The sequence below is a fragment of the Hydrogenophaga aromaticivorans genome (assembly GCF_013387465.1).
In the GTDB taxonomy this organism is placed as follows: Bacteria; Pseudomonadota; Gammaproteobacteria; order Burkholderiales; family Burkholderiaceae_C; genus Hydrogenophaga; species Hydrogenophaga aromaticivorans.
The window spans coordinates 235,546-252,212 of the sequence record NZ_VYGV01000025.1; the positions used below are offsets into that span (position 1 = coordinate 235,546).

General features: G+C 65.7%; 20 protein-coding genes. 15 read left to right on the top strand and 5 right to left on the bottom strand.

Features of this window, described 5'->3' with window-relative positions:
* Positions 1-15: 15 nt before the first annotated feature.
* Positions 16-909 (bottom strand): nitrogenase iron protein, encoded by an 894-nt coding sequence (nifH, locus tag F3K02_RS23235; RefSeq protein ID WP_177138454.1) that lies wholly within the window; start codon positions 907-909, stop codon positions 16-18.
* A 380-nt stretch (positions 910-1,289) separates the two neighbouring features.
* Between nifH and F3K02_RS23240 the strand changes: the two genes are divergently transcribed.
* The 12 genes from F3K02_RS23240 to F3K02_RS23295 all read left to right on the top strand — a co-directional run bounded on the left by F3K02_RS23240 (position 1,290) and on the right by F3K02_RS23295 (position 11,094).
* Positions 1,290-1,748 carry a group II truncated hemoglobin gene (locus tag F3K02_RS23240; RefSeq protein ID WP_177138455.1) on the top strand — a complete coding sequence of 153 codons (459 nt, stop codon included), beginning with the start codon at positions 1,290-1,292 and terminating at the stop codon, positions 1,746-1,748.
* Positions 1,745-2,353, top strand: a complete 609-nt coding sequence (locus F3K02_RS23245; protein WP_177138456.1) for a hypothetical protein — start codon at positions 1,745-1,747, stop codon at positions 2,351-2,353. Before F3K02_RS23240 ends, F3K02_RS23245 begins: the two co-directional genes overlap by 4 nt.
* A gap of 20 nt (positions 2,354-2,373) precedes the next feature.
* Entirely contained in the window at positions 2,374-3,222 is an 849-nt protein-coding gene (locus F3K02_RS23250; RefSeq protein WP_177138458.1) for an NAD(+)--dinitrogen-reductase ADP-D-ribosyltransferase, read from the top strand.
* Positions 3,215-4,147 (top strand): ADP-ribosyl-[dinitrogen reductase] hydrolase, encoded by a 933-nt coding sequence (draG, locus tag F3K02_RS23255; RefSeq protein WP_177138460.1) that lies wholly within the window; start codon positions 3,215-3,217, stop codon positions 4,145-4,147. The genes F3K02_RS23250 and draG overlap by 8 nt, the downstream gene beginning before the upstream one ends.
* Positions 4,140-5,789, top strand: a complete 1,650-nt coding sequence (locus F3K02_RS23260) for a nitroreductase family protein (RefSeq protein WP_177138461.1) — start codon at positions 4,140-4,142, stop codon at positions 5,787-5,789. Before draG ends, F3K02_RS23260 begins: the two co-directional genes overlap by 8 nt.
* Positions 5,786-6,613, top strand: coding sequence for an ankyrin repeat domain-containing protein (locus F3K02_RS23265; protein ID WP_177138463.1), 828 nt, complete (start codon positions 5,786-5,788; stop codon positions 6,611-6,613). The genes F3K02_RS23260 and F3K02_RS23265 overlap by 4 nt, the downstream gene beginning before the upstream one ends.
* A complete protein-coding gene (locus tag F3K02_RS23270) occupies positions 6,610-7,059 on the top strand; it encodes a thioredoxin domain-containing protein (protein ID WP_177138465.1) in 450 nt (149 codons plus the stop codon). The genes F3K02_RS23265 and F3K02_RS23270 overlap by 4 nt, the downstream gene beginning before the upstream one ends.
* Positions 7,046-7,294 (top strand): FmdB family zinc ribbon protein, encoded by a 249-nt coding sequence (locus tag F3K02_RS23275; protein WP_177138467.1) that lies wholly within the window; start codon positions 7,046-7,048, stop codon positions 7,292-7,294. The genes F3K02_RS23270 and F3K02_RS23275 overlap by 14 nt, the downstream gene beginning before the upstream one ends.
* Position 7,295: 1 nt before the next feature.
* A complete protein-coding gene (locus tag F3K02_RS23280) occupies positions 7,296-7,733 on the top strand; it encodes an Ohr family peroxiredoxin (protein WP_177138469.1) in 438 nt (145 codons plus the stop codon).
* Positions 7,730-7,972: a hypothetical protein gene (locus tag F3K02_RS23285; protein ID WP_177138471.1), complete on the top strand. Its 243-nt coding sequence runs from the start codon at positions 7,730-7,732 to the stop codon at positions 7,970-7,972. The genes F3K02_RS23280 and F3K02_RS23285 overlap by 4 nt, the downstream gene beginning before the upstream one ends.
* A 23-nt stretch (positions 7,973-7,995) precedes the next feature.
* The gene (locus F3K02_RS23290; RefSeq protein WP_177138473.1) at positions 7,996-8,721 is read left to right on the top strand and encodes a YkgJ family cysteine cluster protein; all 726 of its coding nucleotides are present in this window, start codon (positions 7,996-7,998) and stop codon (positions 8,719-8,721) included.
* A 399-nt stretch (positions 8,722-9,120) separates the two neighbouring features.
* The gene (locus F3K02_RS23295) at positions 9,121-11,094 is read left to right on the top strand and encodes a UvrD-helicase domain-containing protein (protein WP_177138475.1); all 1,974 of its coding nucleotides are present in this window, start codon (positions 9,121-9,123) and stop codon (positions 11,092-11,094) included.
* 525 nt (positions 11,095-11,619) lie between these two features.
* Here the strand turns inward: F3K02_RS23295 and F3K02_RS23300 are convergent.
* Together F3K02_RS23300 and F3K02_RS23305 are read right to left on the bottom strand one after the other, a co-directional pair.
* Positions 11,620-12,327 carry a YecA/YgfB family protein gene (locus F3K02_RS23300; RefSeq protein WP_177138476.1) on the bottom strand — a complete coding sequence of 236 codons (708 nt, stop codon included), beginning with the start codon at positions 12,325-12,327 and terminating at the stop codon, positions 11,620-11,622.
* Positions 12,324-13,007 carry a DUF2779 domain-containing protein gene (locus tag F3K02_RS23305; protein WP_177138478.1) on the bottom strand — a complete coding sequence of 228 codons (684 nt, stop codon included), beginning with the start codon at positions 13,005-13,007 and terminating at the stop codon, positions 12,324-12,326. Before F3K02_RS23305 ends, F3K02_RS23300 begins: the two co-directional genes overlap by 4 nt.
* Positions 13,008-13,295: 288 nt before the next feature.
* On the opposite strand from F3K02_RS23305, the gene F3K02_RS23310 reads away from it, so the two are divergent.
* From F3K02_RS23310 to hmuQ, 3 genes are all read left to right on the top strand, one after another.
* Positions 13,296-13,940 carry a glutathione S-transferase family protein gene (locus tag F3K02_RS23310; RefSeq protein WP_177138480.1) on the top strand — a complete coding sequence of 215 codons (645 nt, stop codon included), beginning with the start codon at positions 13,296-13,298 and terminating at the stop codon, positions 13,938-13,940.
* Positions 13,941-13,979: 39 nt separating this feature from the next.
* Positions 13,980-14,420 (top strand): hypothetical protein, encoded by a 441-nt coding sequence (locus tag F3K02_RS23315; protein WP_177138482.1) that lies wholly within the window; start codon positions 13,980-13,982, stop codon positions 14,418-14,420.
* A 77-nt stretch (positions 14,421-14,497) separates the two neighbouring features.
* Positions 14,498-14,800, top strand: a complete 303-nt coding sequence (hmuQ, locus tag F3K02_RS23320; protein WP_177138485.1) for a heme-degrading protein HmuQ — start codon at positions 14,498-14,500, stop codon at positions 14,798-14,800.
* Between the two features lie 90 nt (positions 14,801-14,890).
* On the opposite strand, the gene modC is transcribed toward hmuQ, so the two are convergent.
* The gene (gene modC / locus F3K02_RS23325) at positions 14,891-15,964 is read right to left on the bottom strand and encodes a molybdenum ABC transporter ATP-binding protein (protein ID WP_177138487.1); all 1,074 of its coding nucleotides are present in this window, start codon (positions 15,962-15,964) and stop codon (positions 14,891-14,893) included.
* A 1-nt stretch (position 15,965) separates the two neighbouring features.
* Complete coding sequence (gene modB, locus F3K02_RS23330; RefSeq protein WP_177138493.1) at positions 15,966-16,646, bottom strand: molybdate ABC transporter permease subunit; 681 nt, start codon at positions 16,644-16,646, stop codon at positions 15,966-15,968.
* Positions 16,647-16,667: the final 21 nt, after the last annotated feature.

Sequence of the window (16,667 nt, forward strand, 5' to 3'; positions counted from 1 at the left end):
GACTTGCGGGGCCGTTCAGGCGGCGGCCAGGGCGGCGGCGGCCGCAGCGGCCTTGCCGACTTCGGACTCGTCGATCTGCTGCATGATCCCGAACTCCATCAGCATGTCTTCCAGCTGGTCCATCGTGATGGGGGTGGGGATGGTGCCGTTGCCAGCGTTGTTGTGGATCTTCGAAGCCAGGGTGCGGTACTCGGCGGCCTGCTTGGAATCGGGTGCGTACTCGATCACGGTCATGCGGCGCAGCTCGGCGTGTTGCACGATGTTGTCGCGCGGCACGAAGTGGATCAGCTTGCTGCCCAGCATGCCGGCGAGGGCGTCGGCCAGTTCCAGTTCCTTGTCGGTCTGGCGCTCGTTGCAGACCAGGCCACCCAGACGCACACCACCCGAGTTGGCGTACTTCAGAATGCCCTTGGAGATGTTGTTGGCCGCGTACATGGCCATCATCTCGCCCGACATCACGATGTAGATTTCCTGCGCCTTGTTTTCGCGGATGGGCATGGCGAAGCCGCCGCACACCACGTCACCCAGCACGTCGTAGGACACGTAGTCCACGCCGTCGTAGGCGCCGTTTTCTTCCAGGAAGTTGATCGAGGTGATCACGCCGCGGCCAGCGCAGCCGACGCCTGGCTCAGGACCACCGGACTCGACGCAGCGGATGTCCTTGTAGCCGATCTTCATCACGTCTTCGAGCTCCAGGTCCTCCACCGAGCCGGCTTCAGCGGCCAGCGAGAGGATGGTGTCCTGTGCCTTGGCGTGCAGGATCAGGCGGGTCGAGTCGGCCTTGGGGTCGCAGCCGACGATCAGGATTTTCTGGCCGAGGTCGGACAGAGCAGCCAGGGTGTTCTGGGAAGTGGTCGATTTACCGATGCCGCCTTTACCGTAAAAGGCGATTTGCCGAAGTTTGGCCATTGCAGTACTCCATTCAGGAAAGTTAAAGAACCTAAGCAAGCGTTGCCGCGACTTTGGGTCAGCCTTCCGTGCCTGTTGGTCTTATTGCTCTAGGTTCACGTCGGCCGGACTGGTGTCCGCGCAGCCTCCTCTTTGCAGCTTCCGTGCCATGTTGTTTGGCCTCTGTTTTGTCGCTCTTGAAACAGGGCCTTCACAGAGGGAAAAGTGCACTTTTCAGGGCTCGCTGCGGGCGCCGCTTGGGCTTTGTCCTGTTCCCGACAAAACGGCGAAATCCGTCGCACACACATCGCGTCGAAGGGTCGCCGCGGCGGCTTTGTGTCGCATTTGATGGCCGCGGGTGGACAAATCCGCCTGGTACGGTCATTGCTCTTTAGAGAGGCATGAACCTGCCCCACGCGCTCACCACCGAACCGGTCGCGCCGCCCTCGCACTTTGAAGCGATCGGTGGCCAGACGGCGGTGGACCGCCTGGTGAATGCCTTCTACGCCCAGATGGACAGCCGCAGCGATTCGCGCGGCATCCGCGCCATGCACGAGCCCGATCTGGGCCACACCAAGGCCGTGCTGCGGCTGTACTTGGCCGAGTGGCTGGGCGGCCCCAAGGACTACACGGCGCAGCGCGGCCACCCGCGTCTGCGCATGCGCCACGCGGCCTTTCCCATCGGCGTGCCCGAGCGCGATGCCTGGCTCGCCTGCATGGACGCCGCGATGCAGCAGACCGGCGTTCCCGCGGACCTGCACCGCGTGCTGATGGCGGCCTTCTTCAAGACCGCCGACTGGATGCGCAACACCCCAAACCCCCCGGCAATCCCTGCCACCAACCCGAAGGAAGCTCCATGACCGCCACCCTGGCCACCAAAGAGATCGACGACACCGCGTTCGCCCGCCTGGACGACGAAGGCCGCCTGCTCAACCCCCTGCTCAAGGGCAGCACCAACAAGTTCGGCCGGGTCGGCTTTCGCGGCGAACTCGCGCTGCGTTTTGCGCCCAAGCTGGCCGACGAAGCGCGTCCGCCCGAACTGCTGTGCGGCCAGGCCATGGCGGTGGGCACCGTGGGCGAGAAAACCCTGTCTTTCTTCGCAGGCTACCTGCTGAGCTTCGAGTACCTGAAGGACGTGGCCGAGGTGCTGGGCGACACGCTGAGCGCGGGCGGCAAGTACTTCCTGTTCTGCAACAACATCGACCTCTCGAAGAAGTACCAGGTGCCGTACAAGGGCGCGATGTTCTACGTGCTGCCGATCGACGAAGCCACGGTCTACAACGAACTGCTCGACCTGTTCTACTTGGAGAAGGGCGACCTGAAGAAGAAGGACACCGCGGGCAAGCTCGACGCCATCGCCGACGCCGCGCTGAAGTACGACGTCACCTTCGACACCATCACCTACGACGAAGGCCTTTCATTGATGGGCCCCGTGCGGAACCCGAACGAAAACCGCCCCGTCTGATCCGACCTCCCGAGCCGGCCGTGGCAAGCGATGAAGGCTTTGATCAGCCCCAACGCTGGACCAGCACCAACCTGGTGGGGGTGTCCACGGCCTGGCTGGCCAGCACGGGCTTCAACGAGCAGGCGCCCGAGCTGCACATCGCCGGCACGCGCGAGACCCAGCCGGGTCTCTTCGCGCTGCTGGACCGCTGCGACGACCTGACCGAAGCGCGCGAGGTCTTTGTGCACTACCTGTCCATCGCCTTCGGCCTGCAAGCTACCGAGAAACCCGCCATCGGCAGCGCGGCATCGGCCGAGCCGCGGCGCTGGCGTGGCAGCTGGCGCCGCCTGCTGCAGGGCTGGGGCATGGACGCCAACGGTGTCGCGGGTGCGGTGCTCAAGGGCTGGGTCGAAAGCCGTTTCGGCCTCGTGCCCACGTTCCACAAAGCGCCGCTGGCGCACTTCCCTTCACCGGCCTGGGTGGCCTACCTGGAAGAAAAGACCAGCAGCCGCCACCACAGCAACAACATCCACCAGCAGCTCGACCTGCTGTACGAGTTCTGCCAGTGGGCGCTCGCCCGCTTCCCACTGCCCGCACCCCAGATGCAGGGCCCCCACGTGCGGCTCTGGCGCGGCAGCAACCGCGTGGAAGAGCAGCTGCTGCAAGGCACGCTGCGCGAACGCCGTTGCCGCGTTCGGCTCAACAACATCGTCTCCTTCAGCCTCAGCCCCGAAGAAGCCTCGTGTTTTGGCGACTGGGTGTTCGAGCTGCTGGTGCCGCGCAGCAAACTGCTGGTGTTCCCCGGCCTGCTGCCCGGCCAGGTGCTGCAGGGCGAGCAGGAGGTGATTGCCCTCGGCGGCGACTACGACGTGGTGGCGCGTTATGACTGATCGTTTTGACAAGGTGCTCGGCGCCTACCTCGGTCTGGCCATAGGCGACGCGCTGGGCGCCACGGTGGAATTCATGCGCCCGCGCGAGATCGCCCTGCAATACGGTGTGCACCGCGACATCGTGGGCGGCGGCTGGCTCAAGCTCGCGCGCGGCCAGGTCACCGACGACACCACCATGTGCCTCGCCCTGGGCGACGCCCTGCTGAAGTCCGGCCCTGCCGGCCTGCAGAACTTTGTGGCCCACGGTGACGACACCCTGGTCCGCGGCATCGCTGAGGCCTACGTGGGCTGGTGGCGCGGCAAGCCGGTGGACTGCGGCAACACCTGCCGCCGCGGCATCCTGCGCTTCCTGCAGGATGGCAGCCTGTCCGGGCCCTACAACGACGGCGACGGCGGCAACGGCGGCCTGATGCGCAACCTGCCCGCCGTGCTCGCCACGCTGGGCGACGACGCGGCCTTTGAGCGCCTCGCCATCGCCCAGTCGCGCATCACCCACCACCACGCCCTGTCCGACGCGGCCGTGCTCGGTGTCGGCCGTCTGCTGCGCGGTGTGCTGGCGGGCGATGACCAGGCCGAACTGCGGGCCAGGTCGGCGCGCTGGGTGGCGGCCGAGCCGGTCTTTCGCTTCAGCCCCTACCGTGGTCGCGCCACGGCCTACGTGGTCGACACGGTGCAGACCGTGCTGCACTTCGTGGGCGAACACGAAGACTTTGAAGAAGCCCTGATCGCGACCGTGAACCAGGGCGACGACGCCGACACCACCGGCGCCCTGGTGGGCATGCTGGCCGGCGCCCGCTGCGGCGCGGCCCGGCTGCCCCAGCGCTGGCTGCGGCGGCTGCAGCCCGCCACCGTGCGCGCCATCACCGACCAGACCAGCGGCCTGCTGGCCCTGGCACAGAGCCGGGAGGACCTGGCCCATGCCTGAAGCCACCCTGTCCGTTGCGCACGACGCCGCCGTGGTGCAGGGCTACCACGCCCGCACCCGGCACCACCTGAACGGCTACGCCGCCGGCCCCGACACCCTCGACTGGGACGCCCAGCCCGATCCGTTTCGCCGCTTTGCCGGCACGGCGCTCACCCCCCTGCCGCTGCCGGCCCACAGCGAGACCTTGCCCTGGACCGCGCTGTTCGCCGCTGGCGGCCCCGCGCCCCGCGCGGCCACGCTCAACCACCTGGGCCTACTGTTCGAACTCTCCTTCGCGCTGTCCGCCTGGAAGGAACTCGGCCCGGACCGCTGGGCCCTGCGCATCAACCCGTCCAGCGGCAACCTGCACCCGACCGAGGTCTACCTGATCGCGCGCGGGTTGCCCGGCCTGGACGACGGCGTGTACCACTACGCCCCGCAGGCGCACGCACTGGAGCAGCGCGCCCGCTTCGCACCCCGGCCCGGCCCCCAGCCGACCCAGCTGCTGATCGGCTTCAGTTCCATCCACTGGCGCGAGGCCTGGAAATACGGCGAACGCGCCTTCCGCTACTGCCAGCTCGACATGGGCCACGCCATCGGCGCGCTGCGTTATGCCGCCGCGGTGCTCGGCTGGCGGGTGCGCGAGCTCGGCCTGAGCCACGCGGACACCGCGGCGGCGCTCGGCCTGGACCGCGCGGGCGACTTCGGTCCTGCCGAACACGAAGAAGCCGAAGCCCTGTTGGAGCTGCTGCCCGGCGCGAGCGACGCGGCCCCAGCCGACCCCGTGGACTGGCTGCCCGGTGCCACCTGGGCCGGCCAGGCCAACCGGCTGGACCCGCGGCCCATGTACCGCTGGCCCGTGATCGACGCGGTCGCGCAGGCCTCGCGCCGCGGCGTGCGCCGGCCCGTCAACGCCCTGCCACCGCTGGGCGCGCGCCAGCTCCGGCCCGCCACCCAGGCCACGGCGGCCGACCTGATCCGCGGGCGCCGCAGCGCCCAGCGTTTTGACCGCCAGGCCCGGCTCGGCATCGACGCCTTCTGGCCCCTGCTCGCCGCCCTGATGCCCACGCCCGCCGGGGACGGTGCTGTCCAGCTCCCCTGGGACACGGGTGGCACGGACGAGGCACCGGCCGTGCACGCGGTGGTCTTCGCGCACCGGGTCGACGGCCTGGCGCCGGGCGCCTACCTGCTGCCCCGCAACGCCACGGCCCAGCCCGCGCTGCAGGCCGCCCTGCCCCACCTGAGCTGGCGCCCGGTGCCCGACAGCCCGCCCGACGTGCCCCTGCTGGAGCTGGCCCTCAACCCCGCACTGGCCGGCACGCTGCGCACCCTGAGCTGCCACCAGGCCATCGCCGCCGACGCGGTGTTCGTGGTGGCGCTGCTGGGTGAGTGCGGCAGCGCGCTGGCCGGCAGACCCTGGTTGTACCGCGAGCGCCTGCGCGAAGCCGGCCTGATCGGCCAGGTGCTCTACCTCGAAGCCGAAGCCGCCGGCCTGCGCGGCACCGGCATCGGCTGCTTCTTCGACGACCCGGTGCGCGAGCTGCTCGGCCTGGGCGCCCCGGGCACCGAGCCCTGGCAGGTGCTCTACCACTTCAGCGTCGGCCGGCCGGTGACAGACGCGCGCATCGCCAGCACACCCCCCTACCCGGAGCCCCGCCCATGAAAGGCCAACGCGTCTTCCGCCGACTCACCGTGGCCGAGCTTGGCCCCTGGTGCGCGGCCCACCCCAACGCCCTGCTGCTCGACGCGCGCGACGCCGCCAGCCATGCCCGCGACGGCTGGCCCGGTGCCGTGCGGCTCTGCAGCGACAACCAGGACACCCTGCTGCTGCGCACCGCCCGCACGCGCCCGGTGCTGATCTACTGCTACCACGGCAACGCCAGCCAGACCTGGGCCCAGATGTTTGCCGACTTCGGTTTCACCGAGGTCAGCGACCTCATCGGTGGCCAGGCGGCCTGGGTCGCGGCGCAGAACGCACCGGCCCCGGCCGCGCCCCCACCGCCTCCGCCGGCACCGCCGCGCAAACCACCGACGCAGGCGCTGTCGGACTGGCTGCGCGCCGAAGGCTTCGACGACCCCGACGCGCGCGGCGCACACGGAAACACACCCCTGATGCTCGCGGCCTGGCGCGGCGACGCCGCCATCGTGAGCGCCCTGATCCACCACGGCGTGACGCTGGACGCGGTCAACCGCGACGGCAACAACGCGCTCTGGCTGGCCTGCGTGCACGGCGATCTCTCGGGCATTGAGCGCCTGGTGCGCGCGGGTGTGCCGATCGACCAGACCAACACCACCGGCGCCACCGCGCTGATGTACGCGGCCAGCAGCGGCAAGGCCGCCGTGTTGCGCCAGCTGCTCGCGCTCGGCGCCGACGCCAGCCTGCGCACGCAGGACGACTTCAGCGCGCTCGACATGGCCGCCAGTGTGGAATGCCTGCGCCTGCTGCGCCCGGCGCGCCAACCCATCCCCAGCGAAAGCCCCCCATGAGCCACATCATTTTTTTTGAAAAGCCCGGCTGCGGCGGCAACGCGCGGCAGCGCGCCACGCTCCAGGCCGCCGGCCACACGCTGGAGCGGCGCAACCTGCTGACCGCGCACTGGACACCCGAGGCCCTGCTCGAATTCCTCGCGCCGCTGCCCGTGCCCGAATGGTTCAACCGCGCAGCGCCGCGCATCAAGAGCGGCGAGGTGCTGCCCGAGGTGCTGGACGCCGAGGCTGCCCTGGCCCTGCTGATCGCGGAGCCGCTGCTGATCCGCCGCCCGCTGATGCTGAACACCACCGACGGCAGCCGCCATGTCGGTTTCGACACCGCCGCGGTCACGGCCTGGGTCGGCCTCGATCCCTCCGCACAGCGCCCGACCTCGCTCGAAGGCTGCGCCTCGCCCACCGAATCCTGTCACCCCCCCACCGGAGGCCAACATGCCCATGTTTGACTACCACTGCAAGGCCTGCCAGGCCGACTTCGAGCTGCTGGTGCGCGCCAGCACGGTGCCCACCTGCCCGCACTGCGCGAGCACGGAGCTGGAGAAGTGTGTCTCGCGTATTGCCCCGGCCGGCAAGATCGAAGCCATCCGCATGTCCAACCGCCGCCTCGCTGCGGCACAGGGCCACTTCAACAACTACAGCCCGTCCGAAAAGGCGCGGCTGCTCAAAGGAAAGAGCGTTTGACATGGACCTCGTTTACAAAACGACGATGCTGACCCAGGGCGGTCGCGGTGGGCAGGTGCAGAGCGAAGACGGCAGCTTCAAGCTCAAGCTGGCGGTGCCCAAAGAGATGGGCGGCAGCGGCGAGGGCCCGAACCCCGAGATGCTGTTTGCGGGCGCGTTTGCCGCCTGTTTCGAACACTCGATCCGCCACATCGCCAAGGCCGACAAACTGCCGCTGCGCGGCTGCTACGTCGAGGCTACGCTGTCGATGTACGTGAACTTCGAAGGCGCCTACCGCATGGCGCTCAGCCTCACGGCCACGCTGGCTGGCCCGCTGGACCAGGTCACGGCCGACAACCTGATGGAACGCGCCAAGGGCATCTGCCCCTACGCCGACGCGACCAAGAACAACATGAGCTTGAACCTCAAGGCGGTGCTCGACACCCCAGTCACGGCATGACCACAGACGCGGGCTTCTTCATGGACTGGGACGGCAACGTGCGCCGCACCGACGACCCGGGCGGCGGCTACCGCTGCGACGTGGACCGCGGCGCGCGCTACGTCGGTGTGCTCTCGAAGTCGGGCGCGCTGGTGCACGAGGCCACCTTCTACAAGGACCAGGCGGCGCTGGACAAAGCCGGCATCAAGGGCACGCTGGTGCCGGGCAGCCACCCCTGGGGCAAAGAGGGCGCCGCTTAAAACAACCACCGGAGACAGGGACCATGAACGACGCTGCCGACCACGGGGCCGAAGCCTTCTTCCGCGAACAGCGCGGCGCCTTTGAACACACGCTCTCCGCCGCCGGCCCCGAGGCTGCGCTGCTGCAGGCCTGGGACAGCTTCGATGGCAATGTGGGGATCCAGTGCGAGGGCCAGCCGCCAGTGGCCTGCGGCAAGGGCTGCGCCAGCTGCTGCGAGCTGCGCGTGACCGCGCTCGCGCCCGAGGTGTTCGTGTTGGCCAACTACCTGCGTGCCACCGCGCCCACGCTGGCAGGCCACGGCATTGACCTCATCACCGCCGTGCGCGAGATCGACGCCACCACCCGGGGGCAGGACGAAACGGCGCGCGTGGCGATGCACCGGCGCTGCGCCTTCGTGGTGAAAGGCGTGTGCCTGATCCACCGCGCGCGGCCGCTGGCCTGCCGTGGCCACGCCTCGCACGACCGGCGCGCCTGCGTGGACGCCGCGGCCGGGCGCGTGAGCGAGGTGCCGTTTTCCGGGCCGCACCGGATGGTGCGCATGCTGCTGCAGTCGGCCTTGCAGGCCGCCCTGCGCCAGCAGGGCCTGGCCTGGGGCGCCTACGAACTGAACCACGCCCTGGTGCTGGCGCTGGACGCGCCGGACGCGCAAGCCGCCTGGCTGCAGGGCGCCGACCCGCTGGCCGAGGCGGCGGTGGACCTGGATCAGCGTGAGGCCATGGCGGCGGGGTTCGACGAGATTTCGCGGTGAGGTGGCTGCGCGGGTGATGAACGGGCGGATCTGGCTGCGACAGTCCTATGTCGACCCATCAGCGGCACCCACTTCCCAGCAGGTCGCCGAGAAGCATTCGACCAAGTCGGCGTCCTGCAAACAATTACTTTAGCGACCGAGCCGAGGTGTAAACCTTCCTAGAGGGGGCGCCGAAAGGTTAGCACTACGGACTTTCGTGTCCGGCCAAAATGGATCCTTTGTGGGCTTATCTGTCACGAAGCCGCGCGCCGCGCCGCCGCCATGCATCAGTGGACAACAAAAAACTTTGGGCGAAATGAGTGTCTTACAGCTACGATGCAAGCTCTTTAATTCCCGAATGAATTTTTTCCACACGTGGGGGGGGGGGCCGAGCCTAGCCCCCACTTTTTCACCATTTAAATGATCAAAATAATTGGCGCAGAAGGAAGCGACGAGTACGCAGCAGCTGAAAAGGTCAAAGAAGAATTCGAAAAGTTTCTTGATCCGATCAACTGCCGCAAGAGCGACATAAGAATCGTCGTTTCAGCCAAAACCTATGGAGAAAAAAGGCAAGACATTGACCTAGTGGTTGCGGGATTTCTTTCAACGCGAGTGGAAATACCAAAAAGCCGGACAGTTACTAGCCAAGTATTCGTTAAGTCTTTCTTCCTTACAATTGAAGTGAAGAATCACCGTTTCAATAGTATTCAATTCAGCGGCCCCAAGGTTTTTGTTCGATACAAAGATCGACGAGAGGATGCCTCGGAGCAAGCAGAAGAACAGAAATACTCAGCATTGGAGTACATAAGAAAGCATCGTATAGAAGTGCCATACATATTATCTATACTAATGCTCAACAATGTCCCAAAGAGTCATTTACCTTCTCAGCGCCATAATATTATCGCAGGCGACTTCGATCTCCAAGATATTCTGGAGATTATCTATATAGCGCAAGAGCGCCGACTTAGTAGTGGCAATAAGGTCTTCCAAGCATTCAGACAAGATGAAGCTAGCGCATATCTTCAGGTGGTTGATTTATTCTGCAAAAAGCTTGAACTGACACAGCTTGATCGAAAGCGCATAGAAATTACGACAAAAAAGAGTTTTGACCAGAAATTTGCCAGGGAAAATCTCGGAAAACAACTTCTAGTAATCCGTGGCGCAGGTGGGACCGGAAAAACAGTAACACTGCTCCAGTTAGCGCAATATGTTTATCAAGAGTTGAACGCCAAGGCACTTATACTGACCTACAACCTTGCCCTAGTCTCAGATATCCGAAGACTTATGGCTCTGATCGGGATGTCAGACGACATAGCAACCGCAAAGGTTGCTGTCTCAACAGTGCATTCATTCGTTTACAAAATCCTCGACATCGCAGGGATGGCTCCTGGAAAAGATAATCAATTTCTTCATAACTACGCGGACCTTAAGGCAAGTCTCCTCTCGGCAATAGGGGCGATGGATAAATCGGAACTTGAGCCCTGGGACTACATATTTATCGACGAAGGTCAAGACTGGCCTGAGGATGAGCGCGATATAGTTTTTAACCTTTACGGGATCCCAAATGTTGTGGTCGCAGAGGGGAGGTCTCAGTTGGTCAGATCTCGATCCTTGTGCGATTGGACTACATTCCGTAGCCTTCCCCTAAAGTATGAAAGTGTAACTTACACAAGGTCGCTGCGAATGAAGCACGACCAATGCAAGTACGTCATTAAGCTAATAGATGCCCTCGGGCTTACCGACTGGAAAATCAGCCCTAATGTCGAAATTTTTGGCGGAAGAGTGATCATAGCCATTGGAGATCTATCCGTTGATCAGAAACTGATTGACTCGGTAATTTCCTCGGCCAAACGCGATGGCAATAAAGAGGTTGACTTGTTTGTATGCGTCCCGCCTTCCTTTGTTGAAAAACGAAGCATCAGGCGCCTCAATAGGTTTAATGGTAGGGAAGAGCTGTTTGTTGAGAAGTTTTCCCCGCTTGGAGATACCCTTCGCGATTACGGCTACGCGGTTTGGGATGGTGTTGACGAAGAGGAGCGACAATCGTTCCCGACAAATGTTCATCAATTGCGTCTCGTTCAATATGATTCTTGTAGGGGTCTCGAGGGTTGGGCAGTCATCAACTTTGCCATTGACGAACTATACGACTACAAGAAGGAGAACTTTGAACCAACTCCCTTGGAGAAATCGGATTTCTTGTTCGATCATGATGCGTCGGCAGATAATTTTGCAAAAAAATGGCTTGCAATACCAATGACGAGAGCCATCGATACATTGGTGCTTAACGTCAAAGATCCCAGTCATTGGCTAGTCGATGTACTGATAGCCGCCGCAGACGGCTCACCGGCAGTCGAGGTTGTTAGGTGTTCAGCAACTCAGGGGTTAGTGGTTTAACAGCCCACTTCTCAGATTTGTTCGGCTGGGGAAGCCACGTTGGCGGAAGCTGGCGCGCGACTAGGTGCGAGTGCGACTCCCAAAGCGAGACACTGGCCCTACAAGCGCGCCAGAGGCTTGGGTATGGCAGCGTGGCTTTAGCCTTAAATCTTGCTGTTCCTGTCGATGCTCGGCTGATTCAACTACTGATGAACTTTCGAAACGTCGGGAAGCTGCTGGCCACATACGACTCCTGTTGTCCGACAGCCGAAATCGCCATCAATAGGCAACGTCACCCCAGCCGTCGCACGCTTGCTCGCCAGCGTTCAACAACAAGCCATCTTTCGCCTCGCTCACTCTCGCTACAGGGCCGTGTCGTCGACGAAACTGCTGCGCAGGATGTACCAGCGAAGCTGCGACGAGGGTGCTGTGTTTGCCTCCGCACACCATCCGGCTGTGATCGCTTGTCTGGCTCTGTGGCGTGGCCGCTGCGCGCTCGCCTCAATGTTCGGTATCAATCGAGGCTGTGCGAACACCCTCCCTAACTCAACCGCAGCACTTCTTGAACTTCTTCCCGCTCCCGCAAGGGCACGCATCGTTGCGGCCCGGCGCAGCCGCAGCGTGTTTAACCGTCTCCACACGCGGGCCGAGGCTCTTCCAGGTTTCGCGCAGGTTGTAGACCGCCCAGATCGCATCGCCCACAGCCTTCATGCGCGCCGCGCTCACGCGGGGCGGGCCTTGCTGGTCTTCGTAGGCGTGGAGCGTGGGCGCGCCGGTGTCGGGCAGCGTGAGGGCGTGCAACAGCTTCAGCGCCGCCTCGCGCCACTGCTGCGCCTGGGCGTTGCGTGGGCCAGCCCATTCCTCGGGCCAGGCGGCCACGGCGGCCATGAAGCCCCGGGCCCAGCGCTGTGCGAACGCATCGTCGCTCTCGCCCAGCTCGGGCTGGAAGGCCGCCGGGTCGTCGAGCGCGCTCACCCGGGTGTCCAGCGCCTGCTCCACCAGCGCCCAGCGCCGCGTCCACAGGGATGACACATTGGCGGGCACGGCGTCGGCGGCCAGACCCAGCAACCGGGGCCAGTATTCGCTGGGTGCGATGGCGCGGCGACAGCAGACCAGGGCCGCCATGAAGCCTTCGCAGAACTCCCAGTCCGGCGTCTCGGGGAAAGACTGGCGCCGCACGCTGAGCCAGACCTCCAGCGCGGTGAAGTCCTCGGCACTCAAGGGCAAGTGTTCGGTGGCAACGGTGTTGTTCATGGAGCGGTTCCGGCTTGTTCAAACAGCGCCAGCAAGCGGCGCAGCACCGCCGTCTCGCGCTGGCCATGGGCTTGCAGCGCGGCCCGGCAGGCCGCGCGCACGGCGGCGTTTTGTCCGGGTTTCTGCATCAGCGCAAACACCGCCCGTGCCGAGCGCCCGGCGCCCGCGCCCAGCGCAGGGTCGAGCGCGATGTCCATCGCCAGCCCGGGCGCCACGGCGCGCGCCATGGACCGGAACGACCACGAGCCGGCCATGACCGGGTGGTAGTAATGGCCGCGCGCGATCTGGAACAGGTCGACGATGCGCGGCAGGATCGACTCCAGAGCGGGCGCGAGGTCGTCGAACCACTGCGCCAGCTCGCGGATGCGGTTGCGCTCGAAACCGGCGTTGTAGGCCAGCACCGCGCCCGAGGTGCCGAGCACACCCAGCAGCGACAGCGCAAAGGCGCGGCGCGGGTCACCGCCCTGCCCTTCGGCCAGAAAGTGGTGATCGCTCCACGCGCCTTCCGCCGTCTGCACCGCGCAGCTCCACTGGAACGGCAGCGTCTGGTAGGGCCGCGTGCCGGGCCAGATCGGCACGGCCAGGCCGATGGTGTCAAAGCGCAGGCAGTGGCGCGGATAGGGCCAGGCGCGGGCCAGCGCGCCCACCTCGGGCTCCAGCAGCGGCGCGCCCTGCTGCACCGCGCGCAGAAGAAGGCCGCCACGCCGCGCTGCAGCTGGCGGCGCGCCAACCAGAAGCGGCGCTCGCAGCTGCGCCAGCGGCGCAGGTCGTCGGTGTTGAGGGGCGGAGCAAATACCATGGGCGCTATCAGACAAAGCCGACACAGGACCGGACAGGAACCGGCACAAAGGCCACAGGCGCAAGCATGCGGAAGGCCCTTGCACCGGCGGACGGCTTCTGTTTAGCAAGCCGCGTGCAAGCCCTGCCGCCCGAACGTGCATGGCGCGGGTCTTGCACTCCCGACGCGCATGACCCTCCAGTTCCACATGACGCCCGGCTCCTGCACGACCGGCATCCACATCCTGCTCGAAGAACTGGAGCTGCCGTTCCAGGTGAACATCGTCAACCTGCCGGCGGGCGACCATCAAAAGCCCGCCTACCTGGCGATCAACCCCAAAGGCACGATCCCGACCCTGGTTCTCGACGACGGGAGCGCCCTCACCAGCTTCCCGTCCATCGCCTACTGGCTGGCGCGGCGCCACCCGCGCAAGCGCCTGCTGAGCGACGACCCGCTGCTGGCCGCGCGCACGCTGGAGCTGATGGACTACGCGGTGGACACCGTGCACGGCCAGGGCTTCACGCGCATCTTCACCACCGAGCGGTACCTGCCCGAGGGCCTGAGCACATCTGACACCGCGCTGTGGACAGCCGAGATCACGGCGCGTGGCCAGGCCATCGTGCGGGAATCCTTTGCCGTGATCGAAGCAGGCCTACCGGAAACCAGCTATGCCATGGGCCCTGAATTCACCATTGCCGACGCGGCCCTGTTCTACGTCTTCTTCTGGGCCAGAAAAACCGACATCCCCCTGCCGCCGCGCTGCCAGGCCCTGTTCGAGCGCCTGCGCGCACGCCCGATCGTGCACCAGGTGCTGCGCGAAGAAGGCTACCGCTGAAGCCGCCTGACGACCTTCCACCCAACCGACCGGAACACCATGAACAAGACAGAACTGCTGAGCCGCAACCGCGTGATCCACTGCCACTTCGACGACTACAGCCACGCACTGCTGTTCCCGCGCTGGGCGCACGGCATGCTCTGGCCGCAGGCCCTGCCCGAGGGCGCCGAGCCCATGGCCGCACCCGCCACCGATCTCCCTGGGCACGAGGCCGAGGCACTCAAACAGGCCGTGGTGCAAGACACAGGGTTGAACCCCGACGAGCTCGACTGCGTCGGGGATTTCAAGGCCTGGTTCCAGACGCCCGACGGCCCGCTACGTGTGCACCTGCTGCGTTTCAACACACCCGACGCGCCCAAACCCGCCATCGCGGCGCTCGGCGGCACGTTCAAAGCGTTGAGCGAATTGCGTGGCGGTGCCATGGCCGAGCTTCTGTTGCTGCGTGAGGCGTTCACGCTGGTGGGTGGCGGCAAGGGCTGAAGGCGGGTCAGCCGGTCAGCGATGTCGCGCTGATGTCCTGCGAGCACATGGGCCTATTCAACCTCAGGAGTTCCACCATGTTCATTGCTATGAACCGTTTTCGCATCGCACCCGGTCGCGAGTCCGACTTCATCGAGGTCTGGCGACTGCGCGACAGCCGCCTAGCCGGGGTGCCCGGCTTCCAGTCGTTCCACCTGTTGCAGGGCCCCAGCAACGAACAGGCCACGCTGTTCGTCTCGCACTCCACCTGGGACGACGCCGCCGCCTTCGAGGCCTGGACCCGCTCCGAATCGTTCCGTGCCGCTCACGCCAATGCGGGCCAGCAACGCGACCTGTACCTTGGACCACCGCAGTTCGAAGGATTTGACGTGGTGCTATGAGGCACCGCGGGCGGTTGGTCTTCAGCGACCCGCAGCCCGTAGCAGCAGAGCTTTAGCGAGAACACCAACAAATTGGGAGGTACCGAATACCTACCCGATCAAAGCCACCGCCTTGATCTGCGCGCACACAGCCTGCCCCGGCTGCAGATCAAGAGCAGCCGCCGAGCGCCGCGTCAACCGCGCGAGCAACGACGACGAAGTCCCCACCTGCAAGCGGCACAAGGCCAGCGCCGGGTGGCTGTCGTCGGCCAGTTGGTCGACCACCACCGGGAGGCTGTTGAGCAAACTGGTGTCGGTCGCGGGCGAGAGCGCCAGGCTCACGTCGCGCGCCAGGATGCGGACGCGCACCGTGGCGCCCTGCGCCTGACCACCGTCGCGCACCCAGAGGCAGCCGCCCGGGAACGCCACCCGGGCCAGGCTCCAGGCCGCATCGCGCTCGACCACCACGCCCTCCAGCACCACGCCCGCGTCTTCGCCCAGGCGGATGGGCAGATCGACGCGCGACAACACCTCGGCCAGCGGGCCCGAGGCCAGCGCCCGGCCCGCGTCCATGGCCACGATGTGGTCGGCCAGCCGCGCCACCTCGTCGGGGGCGTGGCTCACGTAGACCACGGGAATGTCGAGCTCGCGGTGCAGGCGCTCCAGGTAGGGCAAGATTTCCTGCTTGCGCGCCAGGTCCAGCGCGGCCAGCGGCTCGTCCATGAGCAGCAGTTTCGGCCCCACCGCCAGCGCCCGCGCGATGCCAACCCGGCTGCGCTCACCACCCGACAGCCGAGCCGGCTTGCGGTCCAGCAGGTGCGCGATGCCCAGCAGCTCGACGGCCTGGTCGAGCCCGCGCGCGGAGGCGCCGCCCACGCGGCGCAGGCCGTAGCGCAGGTTGTTCATCACGCTCAGGTGGTCAAACAGGCTGGCCTCCTGGAACACATAACCCAGCGGGCGCTGGTGCGTGGGCCGCAGCTGATGGCCGTCTTGCCAGACATCGCCGTTGACCACCAGCCGGCCACCGGGCGCGCGTTCAAGCCCGGCGATGCAGCGCAGCAGCGTGGTCTTGCCGGAACCGGAGTGTCCGAACAGCGCCGTGACACCGCATGCTGGAAGATCCAGATCCACGTCGAGGGTGAAGCCGGCCCGTTCGAGGCGGAAGGCCGCCTGTATGCCTCTCATGTCAGTTGTCCTTCGGGTTCTTAGGGCGCCAGGCGTACAGCGCCAGCAGCACGATGAACGAGAACACCAGCATCACCGCGGACAGCCGGTGCGCCTGCAGGTATTCCATGGCTTCCACGTGGTCGTAGATCTGCACCGAGGCCACGCGCGTCACGCCCGGCAGGTTGCCGCCGATCATCAGCACCACGCCGAACTCGCCCACCGTGTGGGCAAAGGTCAGTATCGAAGCGGTCAAGAAACCCGGCAGGGCCAGCGGCACCGCTACCGTGAAGAAGGCGTCCAGCGGTGAGGCCCGCAAGGTGGCCGCCACTTCCAGCGGCCGTTCGCCCACCGCCTCAAACGCGGTCTGCAAGGGCTGCACCATGAAGGGCAGCGAGTAGAACACCGAGGCCACCACCAGACCCCAGAAGGTGAACGGCAAGGCGCCGATGCCCAGCGCCTGGGTGAGCTGGCCCACCGGCCCATGCGGCCCCATGGCCAGCAGCAGGTAGAAGCCGAGCACCGAGGGCGGCAACACCAGTGGCAACGCCACCACGGCCCCCACTGGCCCTTTCCACCAGCCCTTGGCGCGCGCCAGCCACCAGGCGATGGGGGTGCCGATCACCAGCAGGATCAGCGTCACGATGCCGGCGAGCCGCACCGTGAGCCAGATCGCCTGCAGATCGCTGTCGGTCAGTCCCATGATGCGGCCTCAGCGTGCGGG